At 65.7% G+C, this 13,588-nt stretch carries 10 protein-coding genes; 9 read left to right on the plus strand and 1 reads right to left on the minus strand.

All coding sequences use genetic code 11. The features are described 5' to 3' along the window. The first annotated feature begins 62 nt into the window (after window positions 1-62). Together ACCQ07_RS14225 and mfd are read left to right on the plus strand one after the other, a co-directional pair. Complete coding sequence (locus ACCQ07_RS14225) at window positions 63-605, plus strand: GNAT family N-acetyltransferase (protein ID WP_003488532.1); 543 nt, start codon at window positions 63-65, stop codon at window positions 603-605. 673 nt (window positions 606-1,278) lie between these two features. Beyond that, the gene (mfd, locus tag ACCQ07_RS14230; protein WP_014090633.1) at window positions 1,279-4,743 is read left to right on the plus strand and encodes a transcription-repair coupling factor; all 3,465 of its coding nucleotides are present in this window, start codon (window positions 1,279-1,281) and stop codon (window positions 4,741-4,743) included. A gap of 240 nt (window positions 4,744-4,983) precedes the next feature. Here the strand turns inward: mfd and ACCQ07_RS14235 are convergent, their stop codons facing one another. Then, window positions 4,984-5,175, minus strand: coding sequence for a hypothetical protein (locus ACCQ07_RS14235; RefSeq protein WP_127164924.1), 192 nt, complete (start codon window positions 5,173-5,175; stop codon window positions 4,984-4,986). Between the two features lie 39 nt (window positions 5,176-5,214). Between ACCQ07_RS14235 and ACCQ07_RS14240 the strand changes: the two genes are divergently transcribed. From ACCQ07_RS14240 to ACCQ07_RS14270, 7 genes are all read left to right on the plus strand, one after another. Beyond that, window positions 5,215-5,544: an STAS domain-containing protein gene (locus ACCQ07_RS14240; protein WP_003488096.1), complete on the plus strand. Its 330-nt coding sequence runs from the start codon at window positions 5,215-5,217 to the stop codon at window positions 5,542-5,544. An 18-nt stretch (window positions 5,545-5,562) separates the two neighbouring features. After that, window positions 5,563-7,572, plus strand: a complete 2,010-nt coding sequence (locus tag ACCQ07_RS14245; protein ID WP_008576106.1) for a chemotaxis protein CheA — start codon at window positions 5,563-5,565, stop codon at window positions 7,570-7,572. A 65-nt stretch (window positions 7,573-7,637) separates the two neighbouring features. Further along, a complete protein-coding gene (locus ACCQ07_RS14250; RefSeq protein WP_372363403.1) occupies window positions 7,638-9,791 on the plus strand; it encodes a methyl-accepting chemotaxis protein in 2,154 nt (717 codons plus the stop codon). Window positions 9,792-9,801: 10 nt separating this feature from the next. Further along, the gene (locus ACCQ07_RS14255) at window positions 9,802-10,317 is read left to right on the plus strand and encodes a chemotaxis protein CheW (protein WP_011348073.1); all 516 of its coding nucleotides are present in this window, start codon (window positions 9,802-9,804) and stop codon (window positions 10,315-10,317) included. A gap of 26 nt (window positions 10,318-10,343) precedes the next feature. Next, a complete protein-coding gene (locus ACCQ07_RS14260) occupies window positions 10,344-11,627 on the plus strand; it encodes an EAL domain-containing response regulator (RefSeq protein WP_029819860.1) in 1,284 nt (427 codons plus the stop codon). A 4-nt stretch (window positions 11,628-11,631) separates the two neighbouring features. Further along, complete coding sequence (locus tag ACCQ07_RS14265) at window positions 11,632-12,438, plus strand: CheR family methyltransferase (RefSeq protein ID WP_008571300.1); 807 nt, start codon at window positions 11,632-11,634, stop codon at window positions 12,436-12,438. Continuing rightward, complete coding sequence (locus ACCQ07_RS14270; protein ID WP_008571299.1) at window positions 12,435-13,562, plus strand: protein-glutamate methylesterase/protein-glutamine glutaminase; 1,128 nt, start codon at window positions 12,435-12,437, stop codon at window positions 13,560-13,562. The genes ACCQ07_RS14265 and ACCQ07_RS14270 overlap by 4 nt, the downstream gene beginning before the upstream one ends. The last annotated feature ends 26 nt before the right edge of the window (window positions 13,563-13,588 follow it).

A 13,588-nucleotide genomic window follows, 5' to 3' on the forward strand; every position in this document is an offset into this window, starting at 1 on the left:
TTCATTCACGGTTGCGCGCCGGGCTGGTGCCAGAATCTTCCGATCTTTAAGGAACACCGGTCATGGCCATTCGCAATCGCATGCCTCCCTGGCATGAAAACTTCAGCCTGCCCAATGGCCGCACCCTTCTGCTTCGCCCGATCCGTCCCGAGGATGGTCCGCCGCTGCAGGGAGCCTTCAGCCTGTTGGGACCGGAGGAAATTCGCGCGCGCTTTGTGCGCTCCTCCACCGAAATCACCCCGGAGATGGTGCAGCGCCTGACCCATCCCAACCCCAAGAGCGAGATCGTGCTGGTCGCCGCCGAGCAACTGCCGCCCGGCGAAGCGCTGGTCGGCGCGGTCGCGCGCGCCGCACTGGTGCCGGGCACCCGCCAGGCCGAATACACCATCCTGGTCAGCAGCTTCGTCGCCGGCCAGGGGCTGGGACGGCAGCTGATGCGCAAGCTGGTCAAGTGGGCACGGCGCAAGTACCTGGACTGCCTGTTCGGCGATGTGCTGCAAAGCAATGTGCCGATGCTGCAGTTGGCAGAATCGCTGGGCTTCAAGCCGCAGGCGCATCCGGAGTCGCCGGAGCTGGTGCGGATGGTGTTGGAGCTGGATGCTTGAGGGGCCGGGATACGGGATACGGGATACGGGATACGGGATACGGGATACGGGATTTGGGATTCGTAAAAGCAGATCGCGGCTGCTTTGCGTGATCGGGGCTTGGGTCTTGCTTCATCACGGAGAGCCACCGTTGCGCGGCGGCCTGATGTTCTCGACGGTAAGCTGCAAGACCCCCGAAAGGATCGGCACACTGGCTGACACCTAAGGCCACTTACGGATCCTTCCCCTCGCCGCTTGCAGGATCCTGGGGTGGCATGGGTGCCACGCTTCATCCGCGCACGCCGCTTCCCGAAGGTAGACAGCCCGACGTTTCGCCATTGAAAGCTGCCACAACCGTCGAGAGTGTTGCCGTGCGGACGGGAGCGCTGTGTCTGGCTCATACCCAGGCGCCACGTAAAACCGTCTGCTGTGGTGGCCTCGCCGCTTGCGGGACCGTGTGGCGGCATGGATGCCGCCACCGAGCCTGCAGATACAGATTCATGGCGTGTCCCGCAAGCGGTAAGGGTCGCGCGCACTCGACCGAGTGGGGTCTTTGCCTCGCGAGCGTGCGCATGACTTGCACCCGCGTACCCAACCCCATGACCCGCAGTGCACATCCGGGCGGGTGGCCCACCACCAGCTTTCACACCAGATGGACCGGCCGCAGCGGGGGCTCTGATAAAATCGCCGGCTGATGCCGTCGCCTACCTTCCCCTCCCCGCCGCTGCCCAAGTCTGGCCAGCTCCGCGCCTACTGGCGCGCTCCGTCCTCTCCGACTGCGCTGGCCTGGTCGATTGCGCGGGCAGCCGAAGCGCATGCCGGCCCGTTGCTGGTCATCGCACGCGATAACCAGAGCGCGCACCAGATCGAAGCCGATCTGCATGCCTTGCTCGGCGAACAGGCGGCGCTGCCGGTGGTGCCGTTTCCCGATTGGGAAACCCTGCCCTACGACCAGTTCAGCCCGCATCCGGAAATCATCAGCCAGCGGCTGGCCGCCCTGCACCGCCTGCCCGGCCTGACCCGCGGCGTGGTGATCGTGCCGGTGCAGACCTTGCTGCAGCAGCTGGCGCCGCTGAGCTACATCGTCGGCGGCAGCTTCGATCTCACCGTTGGCCAGCGGCTGGATCTGGATGCGGAAAAGCGTCGCCTGGAAAGCGCCGGCTACCGCAATGTGCCGCAGGTGATGGACCCGGGCGATTTCGCGGTGCGCGGGGGCCTGCTGGACGTGTTTCCGATGGGCGCGGACACGCCATTGCGCGTCGAGCTGCTGGATGAGGACATCGATTCGATCCGCGTGTTCGACCCGGAATCGCAGCGCTCGCTGGACAAGGTGGACGCGGTCAAGATGCTGCCGGGCCGCGAAGTGCCGATGGACGATGCCAGCGTGGAGCGCGTGCTGGCCTGCCTGCGCGAACGCTTCGATGTGGATACCCGGCGCAGCGCGCTGTACCAGGACCTGAAATCCGGGCTGGCGCCATCGGGCATCGAGTATTACCTGCCGATGTTCTTCGCCAAGACCGCAACGCTGTTCGATTACCTGGACAAGCGCGTGCTGCCGGTGATCGCCACCGGCGTGTCCAACGCCGCCGACGCCTTCTGGGCCCAGGCGCAGAACCGCTACGAACAGCGCCGCCACGATGTGGAGCGCCCGCTGCTGCCGCCGGACGAGCTGTACCAATCGCCGGATGCATTGCGCGAGCGGCTCAACAAGCTGGCGCGTATCGAAGTATGGGCCAGCGATCATGCGCGCATCGATGAGGCCGCCCCGCTCGGCGACCAACCGTTGCCGCCGCTGCCGGTGGCCGCAAAGGACGCGCCGGCCGGCCAGGCGCTGGCGACGTTCCTGAGCCATTATCCGGGCCGCGTGCTGATCGCTGCCGATTCGGCCGGCCGCCGCGAAGCCTTGATGGAAGTGCTGGCCGCCGCGCAGTTGAAACCGGAGCTGGTCGCCGATGTGCCGGCGTTCCTGGCGGGCACGCTGCGTTTTGCCATCACCGTGGCGCCGCTGGAGGACGGCTTTGCGCTGGATCAACCGCAGATTGCGCTGCTGACCGAGCGCCAGCTGTTCCCGGAGCGGGCCAATCAGCCGCGCCGCACGCGTCGGGTCGGACGCGAGCCGGAAGCGATCATCCGCGACCTGGGCGAACTGTCCGAAGGCGCGCCGATTGTGCACGAGGATCACGGCGTGGGCCGTTACCGCGGGCTGATCGTGCTCGATGCCGGCGGCATGCCCGGCGAGTTCCTGGAGATCGAATACGCCAAGGGCGACCGGCTCTATGTGCCGGTGGCGCAGTTGCACCTGATCAGCCGTTATTCCGGCGCCTCGGCCGAGACCGCGCCGCTGCATTCGTTGGGCGGCGAGCAGTGGACCCGTGCCAAGCGCAAGGCTGCCGAGAAGGTGCGCGACGTGGCCGCCGAACTGCTGGAGATCCAGGCACGTCGCCGTGCACGCGCCGGCCTGGCGTTGCAGGTGGACCGCGCAATGTACGAGCCGTTCGCGGCCGGATTTCCGTTCGAGGAAACCGGCGACCAGTTGGCCGCCATCGATGCGACGCTGCGCGATCTGGGCAGCAGCCAACCGATGGACCGCGTGGTGTGCGGCGACGTGGGCTTCGGCAAGACCGAAGTTGCGGTGCGTGCGGCGTTTGCCGCCGCCAGCGCCGGCAAACAGGTCGCCGTGCTGGTGCCCACCACGTTGCTGGCCGAGCAGCACTACCGCAATTTCCGCGACCGCTTCGCCGATTACCCGATGAAGGTGGAAGTGCTGTCGCGCTTCAAGAGCACCAAGGAAATCAAGGCCGAACTGGAGAAGGTCGCCAGCGGCGAGATCGACGTGATTATCGGCACGCACCGCTTGTTGCAGCCGGATGTGAAGTTCAAGGATCTCGGCCTGGTCGTGGTCGACGAAGAACAGCGCTTCGGCGTGCGCCAGAAGGAAGCGCTCAAGGCGATGCGTGCCAATGTGCACCTGCTCACGCTCACCGCCACGCCCATCCCGCGCACGCTCAACATGGCCATGGCCGGCCTGCGCGATCTGTCGATCATCGCCACCCCGCCGCCGAACCGCCTGGCGGTGCAGACCTTCATTACTGCCTGGGACAATACGCTGCTGCGCGAAGCCTTCCAGCGCGAACTCAGTCGCGGTGGTCAGCTGTATTTCCTGCATAACGATGTGGAAAGCATCGTGCGCATGCAGCGCGATCTGTCGGAACTGGTGCCGGAAGCGCGCATCGGTATCGCGCATGGGCAGATGCCCGAGCGCGAGCTGGAACGGGTGATGCTGGATTTCCAGAAGCAGCGCTTCAACGTGTTGCTGTCGACCACGATCATCGAATCGGGCATCGACATTCCCAATGCCAACACCATCATCATCAACCGCGCCGACCGCTTTGGCCTGGCGCAGTTGCACCAGTTGCGCGGCCGCGTGGGCCGCTCGCATCACCGCGCCTACGCGTACCTGGTGGTGCCGGATCGCCGCTCGATGACCTCAGATGCAGAAAAGCGCCTGGAAGCGATTGCCTCGATGGACGAGCTCGGCGCCGGCTTCACCCTGGCCACGCACGACCTGGAAATCCGCGGCGCCGGCGAATTGCTGGGCGAAGACCAGAGCGGCCAGATGGCCGAAGTCGGTTTCAGCCTCTACACCGAACTGCTCGAGCGCGCAGTGCGCAGCATCCGCCAGGGCAAGCTGCCCGACCTGGATGCCGGCGAAGAAGTGCGCGGTGCCGACGTCGAACTGCACGTGGCCTCGCTGATTCCCGAGGATTATCTGCCCGACGTGCACACACGCCTGACCTTGTACAAGCGCATTTCCAGCGCACGCGACCCCGATGCGCTGCGCGAACTGCAGGTGGAGATGATCGACCGCTTCGGCTTGCTGCCGGACCCGGTCAAGCATCTGTTCGCCATCGCCGAGCTCAAGCTGCAGGCCAATGCGCTGGGCGTGCGCAAGCTGGACCTGGGCGAAAACGGCGGGCGGCTGGTGTTCGAGGCCAAGCCGGCGATCGACCCGATGACCATCATCCAGATGATCCAGAAACAGCCGAAGATCTACACGATGGATGGCCCGGACAAGCTGCGCATCAAGTTGCCGATGCCCGAAGGCGCCGACCGTTTCAATGCGGCACGCGGCCTGTTGGCGGCATTGTCACCGGGCTGAAGCGCTGCGGCGCCGGCAAGCGGCGACCGCACCGAGCACGATCACCACGTATAAAACGCGACCGGGCAGGCGGGCAATCCTCCGCCTGGTCGCATTTGCCAGTCATGACTACCGCAGCCTGCGCGCCGCGCATCCGGTTTGGATAAAAGCGCCCGCCGGTGCTTCACGCGCGCACAAGCCGGGGCGTCACCTGCAACGCCGTGCCGGAACGGGGCGAACTGTCCGACGTGACAGGCTCGATCAGTCCCCCTGAGCCTGCTTCCGACAAAGCTGAGCAATTAATCCACAGGCGGTGACGGGTTTCGCAAATCCGTCATTGCGCTGAATTTTGCCTAAATATTTCCAAAAGGCGCCGATACCTGCATAGACCGGCATGGCCCGTGTGCAGCGCTGCTCACACCCGTCCAGGCCGTTGCGACCTTCCCAGGCCATGGTACGCACCCGTGCGCCATCGCACCGCTTGAGGCACCAATGAACACGCCACTGTCCGATCTACCCGCGCCGCTGACCCTTGCCCTGGAGGGCGAGATGACCATTCGTCGCGCGGCCGAGCTCAAGCCGTTGCTGCAGCCGGCCTTGCTGCATCCGGGTGGATTGCATCTGGACCTGGCCGCCGTCAGCGAGATCGATACCACCGGCCTGCAATTGTTGCTGGCCACCAAGCAGGCGATCCAGGCCGATGGCCGGCCGTTTTCGCTGACCGATTCCAGCCGTGCGGTGGTCGATGTCATCGAGCTGCTCGGCCTGCTCGAGGCCCTGTACCCGCATGCGGTTGCAGGCCTGGGCGAACGAATTCACTAACGGACTGGTGACGCGCGCATGGACATGAACCAGCTGATGCAGACCTTCCTGGCCGAGAGCCGGGACCTGCTCGAAGACATGGAACGTCATCTGCTCGAAGCCGAGCGCGGCGAACCGTCGCCGGATGCGGTCAATGCCATCTTCCGCGCCGCGCACACCATCAAGGGCTCCGGCGGCCTGTTCGACCTGCCGCAGCTGGTCGGCTTCACCCATGTGGTGGAGAGCGTGCTGGATCTGGTACGCGACGAAGCGCTGAGCTTGAGCTCGGAACTGATCGGGCTGCTGCTGGTGTGCTGCGACCATATCCATGCCTTGGTGGAAACCGCCGCAGACCCGAGCCACGCCGACCCGGTCGCGCTGGCCGCCGAAGCCGAACCGCTGCTTGCGCAATTGCAGACGTATCTGCAACGCAGCGCCTGCGGCGTCACTGCAGCCGCGGTTGCGCAAGGCGCACCGGAAAAGCAGAGTGGCTACTGGCGGATCACCCTGAAACTGTTCGCCGACGCACTGCGCTTCGGCAATTCGCCGCTCAAGCTGATTCGCAACCTGCGCAGCCTGGGCTCGGTCGAATCGATCACCACCGATATCAGCCAGCTGCCGGCATTCGACGACCTCGATCCGGAAGCCAACTACCTGGGCTTCCAGATCCTGCTGCGCAGCGATGCCGACCGCGCCGCCATCGAAGAGGTGTTCGAATTCGTCCGCGAAGATTGCGATCTGGAGATCGTGTCGGTTCCGGCGCCATCCGACGCCGCTGAATTGCTCAGCGCCGAAGCGGCAGCCAGCCCCACGCCGAACAAGCCGCTTGCTGCAGTACCCAGCGCCGCTTCGGCCCCAGGCCGTGCCGCGCCGGACGCTGCCGCGCGCAGCGCCGACGCGCGTTCCATCCGCGTGGATGCCGACAAGCTCGATCGCATGATCGATCTGGTCGGCGAACTCATCATCGCCGTGTCCAGCACGAGTGCCAATGCGCAACGCACCGGCGATGCGCAGTTGCTGGAATCGGCCTCGATCCTGGCTGGCCTGGTCGAAGACGTGCGCGAAAGCGCGTTGCAGCTGCGCATGGTCAAGATCGGCGGCACCTTCAGCCGCTTCCAGCGCGTGGTGCACGACGTGGCGCGCGAACTGGGCAAGGACATCGCGCTGGTGGTGGCCGGCGAAGACACCGAACTGGACAAGTCGGTGGTGGAAAAGATCGGCGACCCGCTCACCCATCTGGTGCGCAACGCGATGGACCACGGGATCGAGCCGGCAGACGTGCGCGTGGCGCGCGGCAAGCCTGCGCGCGGCACCGTCGGGCTCAACGCATATCACGACTCCGGCAGCATCGTCATCCAGATCACCGACGACGGTGGCGGCTTGAACCGCGACCGCATCCTGGCCAAGGCGCTCGAACGTGGTCTGATCGAACCAGGCCGCCAACTCAGCGACCGCGACGTCTTCGCGATGATCTTCGAACCGGGTTTCTCCACGGCGGAAAAGGTCACCAATCTGTCCGGGCGCGGCGTGGGCATGGACGTGGTCAAGCGCAACATCACCGCACTGCGCGGCACGGTCGAGATCGACAGCGCCGCCGGCGTGGGCACCACCATCTCGGTGCGCCTGCCGCTGACGCTGGCCATCATCAACGGTTTCCAGGTCGGCGTGGGCAAATCGGTCTTCGTGGTGCCGCTGGACGTGGTCGAAGAGTGCGTGGAGTTCACCCCCGACTACGCCAGCGACTACATCGACCTGCGCGGCAGCGTGTTGCCCTACGTGCGCCTGCGCGAACTGTTCGCGCTGGGCGGCAAGACGCCCTCGCGCGAAAGCATCGTGGTGATCCGGCAGGGCGCACAGCGCTTCGGCCTGGTGGTGGACACCCTGCTCGGCGAATGGCAGACGGTGATCAAGCCGCTGTCCAAGGTGTTCGCGCAGGTCAAAGGCATCAGCGGCTCGAGCATTCTGGGAAGCGGCGATGTCGCACTGATTCTGGATGTGCCAAGCCTGATTCAGCAGTTGCATCCCAACCAGGACGCGTTGGCGGCCTGAACGTCCGCGCCCCCGCTCCGTCCGAACCGTCGTTTGTCGTTACCTGACCCCAGGAAGCTACCGTCATGTCACACCGTCTACCGATCGCTACGCAGTTGTGGTTCACCGCCGCGCTTGCAATCGCCCTGCCCGTTGTCGTGGTCGTCGCCGGCGTGGCGCTGGCGCTCTCGCACGCAGCCTTGCTGGGCACCAGCCTGGTTGCAGCATTGATCAGCGGCGCCTTGCTGGTCTGGGCAATCCGTATCGCCAGCGCGTCGCTGGAGATGGCCACCACCATGCTGGACGCGTTCTCGCGCGGCAACTTCGATGTGGCGCTGCCGCAGGTGCGCGAGGACCAGGCCAGCGATGTCCTGCGCGGGCTGCGCAAGGTGCAGAGCGGCATCCGCCATGTCAACGAGGAAATCAATCGCGTTTCGCGCGAACACGATGCCGGCGAGATCGACGCGCGCATCGACGTGGCGCGCTTCGAAGGCGATTTCCGCGCAATGGGCGACGGCATCAACCGCATGGTGGCCAGCCATATCGCCGTCAAGAAGCAGGCGATGGCCTGTGTGGCCGAGTTCGGTCGCGGGAACTTCTCCGCCGAACTGGAACGGTTGCCGGGCAAGAAGGCCTTCATCAACGAGATCGTCGACCAGATCCGCGGCAACCTCACCGGCATGGTCGCCGAGGTCAATCGCATGTCGGCCGAGCACGATGCCGGCGATATCGATGTGGTCATCGACACCCAGCGCTTCACCGGCGATTTCCGTCGCATGGCCGAAGGCATCAACGCAATGGTGGCCAGCCATATCGCGGTCAAGAAGCAAGCCATTGCCTGCGTCAGCGAATTCGGCCGCGGCAACTTCACCGCACAGCTGCCGTTGCTGCCGGGCAAGAAGCGCTTCATCAACGACACCATCGAACAGGTACGCGGCAACCTCACCGGCCTGATCGCCGAGATCAACCACATGTCGGCCGAACATGAAGCCGGCGATATCGACGTGGTCATCGACAGCAGCCGCTTCGATGGCGACTTCCGCAGCATGGCGCTGGGCATCAACCAGATGGTGGGCGCGCATATCGCGGTCAAGAAGCTGGCGATGGGCGTGGTGGCCGAATTCGGCCGCGGTAATTTCGATGCACCGCTGGCGCAGCTGCCGGGCAAGAAGGCTTTCATCAACGACACCGTGGAGCGCGCGCGCGGCAACCTGCGCAGCATTTCCGAAGTGATCCAGGTCATGGGCGCGATGGCCGAAGGCGACCTCACCCACACCGTGGAAGGCCGCTACGAAGGCGCCTTCGCCGACATGCAGCGCTACGTCAACACCACCATGAGCCGCCTCACCGAGATCGTCGATGAGGTCAACCGTAACGCCGAAAACCTGGCCAGTGCGTCGGAAGAGGTCAGCGCCACCGCGCAGGCGCTGGCCCAGGCCGCCAGCGAACAGGCGGCCGGCGTGGAAGAAACCAGCGCCTCGCTGGAGCAGATGACCGCCTCCATCGCGCAGAACACCGAAAACGCGCGCGTCACCGACAGCATGGCGGCCAAGGCGGCCAGCGAAGCGGCCGACGGTGGCGACACCGTGCGCGCCACCGTGGTGGCGATGAAGGACATCGCCAAGAAGATCGGCATCATCGACGACATCGCGTATCAGACCAACCTGCTGGCGCTCAATGCCGCCATCGAAGCCGCGCGCGCCGGCGAACACGGCAAGGGCTTTGCGGTGGTCGCCGCCGAAGTGCGCAAGCTGGCCGAGCGCAGTCAGATCGCTGCGCAGGAAATCGGCGAAGTGGCCGAATCCAGCGTGGAATTGGCCGAAAGCGCCGGCCGCGTGCTCGGCGAGATGGTGCCTTCGATCCGCCGCACCTCCGACCTGGTGCAGGAAATCGCCGCCGCTTCCGAAGAACAGACCGCCGGTGTCAGCCAGATCAACACCGCCGTGGGGCAATTGAACCAGACCACCCAATCGGCCGCCGCCAATGCCGAAGAACTGGCCGCCACCTCGGAAGAGATGAGCGCGCAGGCCGAACAGCTGCAGCAGCTGATGGGCTTCTTCCGGCTGGGCAATGGCGGCCGCGCCGCGTCGGGCAGCAACAGGCAGGGTCCGCGCAGGATCGCCGCGCATGCGCCTGCCACGGTGAGCAGCGCGCAGCCACGACGCACCAACGTGCGCCAGCTCAGTGCGGTCGCCGCCACCGCCGATGCGATCGACGAATCGCAATTCGCCAGCTTCTGAGGAGCCGACGATGCAAGCGCTTCCTGCAACCGACCGCCAAGTGCCGTCTTCGACGGCACCGCAGCAATACCTCACGTTTTTGCTGGGTGGGGAAATGTTCGGCCTGGGCATCCTGGGCATCAAGGAAATCATCGAATACCGCATCCCCACCGACGTGCCGATGATGCCGCCGGCACTGCGCGGGGTGATCAATCTGCGTGGAGCGGTGGTACCGGTGGTGGATCTGCAGCAACGCTTCGGCCGCAACGCCAGCGCGATCACCAAGCGCAGCTGCATCGTGATCGTGGAGATCGCGCATGGCCAGCTGCATCAGGTGCTCGGGCTCCTGGTGGATGCGGTCAGCGAAGTGCTGGAAATCGCGCCTTCCGACATCGTCGACACGCCCAGCTTCGGCGCCGGCATCGCGCGCGACTTCATCCACGCCATGGGCAAGATCGGCGAGCGCTTCGTGATCCTGCTCGATGCCGATGCCGTGCTGGGCAACGACACGCTCGCCCAGCTGCCGGCCGCCGAGCTGGCGGCCTGACCTCACGCATGCACTCAAGGACTCCCATGCGCCCCGCCCTTCTCTCCTGCAACTGCACGCTGGCCGGCCCCGTCCTGGTCGTGGACGACAGCGTGGTCCAGCGCGAACACGCCATGGCGCTGTGTCGCCAGCTCGGCGCAAGCGTGGTCGACGGTGCCGTCGACGGAAACGCGGCACTGGAATGGCTGACGCGCGCCCAGGCGCCATCGTTGTTGCTGGTGGATCTGGAAATGCCGGGCATGGACGGCGTGCAGTTGCTCGACGCCCTGGCGCGCGGCAAATACAGCGTGCCGGTGGTGGTGGTCTCGCAACGCGGCGGTGCCTTGATCGATGCAGTGATGCAACTCAGCCGCAGTGCCGGCGTGCGCGTGCTCGGCGGCATCGAAAAGCCGATGAACCTGCAAGATCTGGCCACCGTGCTGGATTGCGAACCGGAGCCGGCCGCCGATGCACCGGCATTCGCGCCGGTGGCGATCTCGCCGCTGATGTCCAGCGGTGGTGCCGCCGCCTCGCGGCTGGACCGTGCCATGCGCCGCGGCGAGATCCGTGTGGCCTACCAACCCAAGCTCGACCTGAAGGACGGCCGCCTGCGTGGCGTGGAAGCGCTCGCACGTTGGCGCCGCCCGCAAGGCGACATGATCGGCCCGGACCGTTTCATTCCGCTGGCCGAACGCGAAGGCTTGATCCACGCGTTGACGCAGCAGGTCATCGACAAGGCCATCGCGCAATTGGTGGACTGGCGCGCCGAAGGCTTGGACCTGAGCCTGGCCTTGAACCTCTCGCCCCGGCTCTTGGGCGAAGACCATTTTCTCGAAGAGCTGTGCGCCAAGCTGGGCGAGAATGGCCTGAGCCCGGCCGACCTGGTGCTGGAACTCACCGAAAGCGCCATCGTGGAGCCGGCCAATGCGCTGAGCATGCTGGCGCGTTTGCGCCTGCACGGGTTCGGCCTGTCCATCGACGACTACGGCACCGGCTTCTCCTCGCTGCAGCGGCTGGCCAGCATTCCCTTCACCGAACTCAAGCTGGACCGCAGCTTCGTGCATGCGGCGCATCGCAGCCGCAGCCAGCGCACCGTGCTTGAATCGACGCTGGAGCTGGCGCATCGGCTCGAACTCACCGCCGTGGCCGAAGGCGTGGAAACGCCCGACGACTGGCGGCTGCTGCGCGAACTTGGCTGTGACCTGGCACAAGGCTATCTGATGGCCTCGCCGATGCCCGGGCCGATGCTGTCGGAGTGGTGGCGCGAACACGCCATGCGCATCGCACGCCTGAGCGACAGCACGTTCCACAGCGATGCGGACGTGGCCTGAGCCGATGAGCACCGCGACCGCCATCACCGAACAGGAGTTCGGCCGCTTCCAGCGCTTCATCTTCGAAGCGGCCGGCATCACCATTTCCTCCGGCAAGAAGGCGATGCTGTGCGGCCGCCTGGGCAAGCGCCTGCGCGAACATCAGTTCAGCACCTATACGCAGTACCTGCAGCTGCTGGAAAGCCGGCAGGACCGCAGGGAAATCCAGACCGCGATCGACCTGCTCACCACCAACGAAACCTATTTCTTCCGCGAGCCCAAGCATTTCGAGCTGCTGCGCAAGCTGGCCGGCGAACACCGTGGCGGGCTGCCGTTCCGCTGCTGGAGCGCGGCCAGTTCCAGCGGCGAAGAGGCCTACAGCATGGCCATGGTGCTGGACGACACCTTGCAGGGCCGCCCGTTCGAGGTGGTAGGCACCGACATCAGCACGCGCGTGCTGGCCAAGGCGCGCACCGGCCATTACGCGCTGCAACGTATCGACGGCATCCCGCAGGCCTATCTCAAACGCTATTGCCTGCGTGGCCAGGGCGAGTACGACGGCACCTTGCTGGTGGAGCGGCGGCTGCGCGAGCGCGTACAGTTCGTGCACGCCAACCTCAATGCCGCGCTGCCGGCACTGGGCAGCTTCGATGCGATCTTCCTGCGCAATGTGATGATCTATTTCAACGGCCAGACCAAGCGCGAAGTGATCCTGCGCGTGCTGTCCAACCTCAAGCCGGGCGGGCACTTCTGCATCGGCCATTCGGAAAGCCTGAGCGAACTCGACATCGATCTGGTCCAGGTGGCACCCTCGATCTTCCGCAAGGCATGACCCAAGGATTCACCGTGTCCACAGCGCTCCATCGCCCCGCCGCCAACCCCACGACCATCAAGGCCATGGTGGTCGACGATTCGGCAGTGGTACGCCAGGTCCTGGTGGGCGTGCTCAACGACGCGCCGGGCATCGAGGTCATCGCCACTGCCGCCGACCCGCTGCTGGCGATCGAAAAAATGCGCCAGCACTGGCCGGATGTGATCGTGCTGGACGTGGAAATGCCGCGCATGGACGGCATCACCTTTCTGCGCAAGATCATGAGCGAGCGGCCCACGCCGGTGGTGATCTGCTCCACGCTTACCGAAAAAGGCGCGCGCGTCACCATGGATGCACTGGCCGCCGGCGCGGTGGCGGTGGTGACCAAACCCCGCCTGGGTCTGAAGCAATTTCTCACCGACTCTGCCGACGAACTGGTGGCGACCGTGCGCAGCGCAGCGCGCGCCAACGTCAAGCGGCTGGCTGCGCGCGTGACTGCCGCGCCGCTGGAAGCGGAGGTCAAGCACACCGCCGATGTCATCCTGCCGGCACAAAGCGGACGTGCGCTGGCGCAGACCACCGAACGCATCGTCGCCATCGGCACCTCCACCGGCGGCACCCAGGCCCTGGAAGAAGTGCTCACCGCGCTGCCGCGCGTCTGCCCCGGCATCGTGATCGTGCAGCACATGCCGGAGAAATTCACCGCTGCCTTCGCCGCGCGCCTGAACGGTCTTTGCCAGATCGCCGTCAAGGAGGCCGCCAACAACGACCGGGTGATGCCGGGCCGTGCATTGATCGCACCGGGCGGCAAACATCTGCTGCTGCGTCGTAGCGGCGCGCAGTATTTCGTCGAAGTGCTGGAAGGCCCACCGGTCAACCGGCATCGGCCGTCGGTCGATGTGCTGTTCCGCTCGGCCGCGCGCGCGGCCGGCAGCAATGCGCTGGGCATCATCATGACCGGCATGGGCGACGATGGCGCCGCCGGCCTGCTGGAAATGCGCCAGGCCGGCGCACGCACGGTGGCACAGGACGAACACACCAGCATCGTGTTCGGCATGCCCAAGGAAGCGATCAAGCGCGGCGGCGCAGACCGTATCCTGCCGCTGGGCGCGATGGCGCGCGAGATCGTGACGCAGCTGCAGTGACGCGACGGACGTCCACGTCACGCGCT

The organism is Xanthomonas sp. NCPPB 3583, from assembly GCF_041475715.2.
GTDB lineage: Bacteria > Pseudomonadota > Gammaproteobacteria > Xanthomonadales > Xanthomonadaceae > Xanthomonas > Xanthomonas euvesicatoria.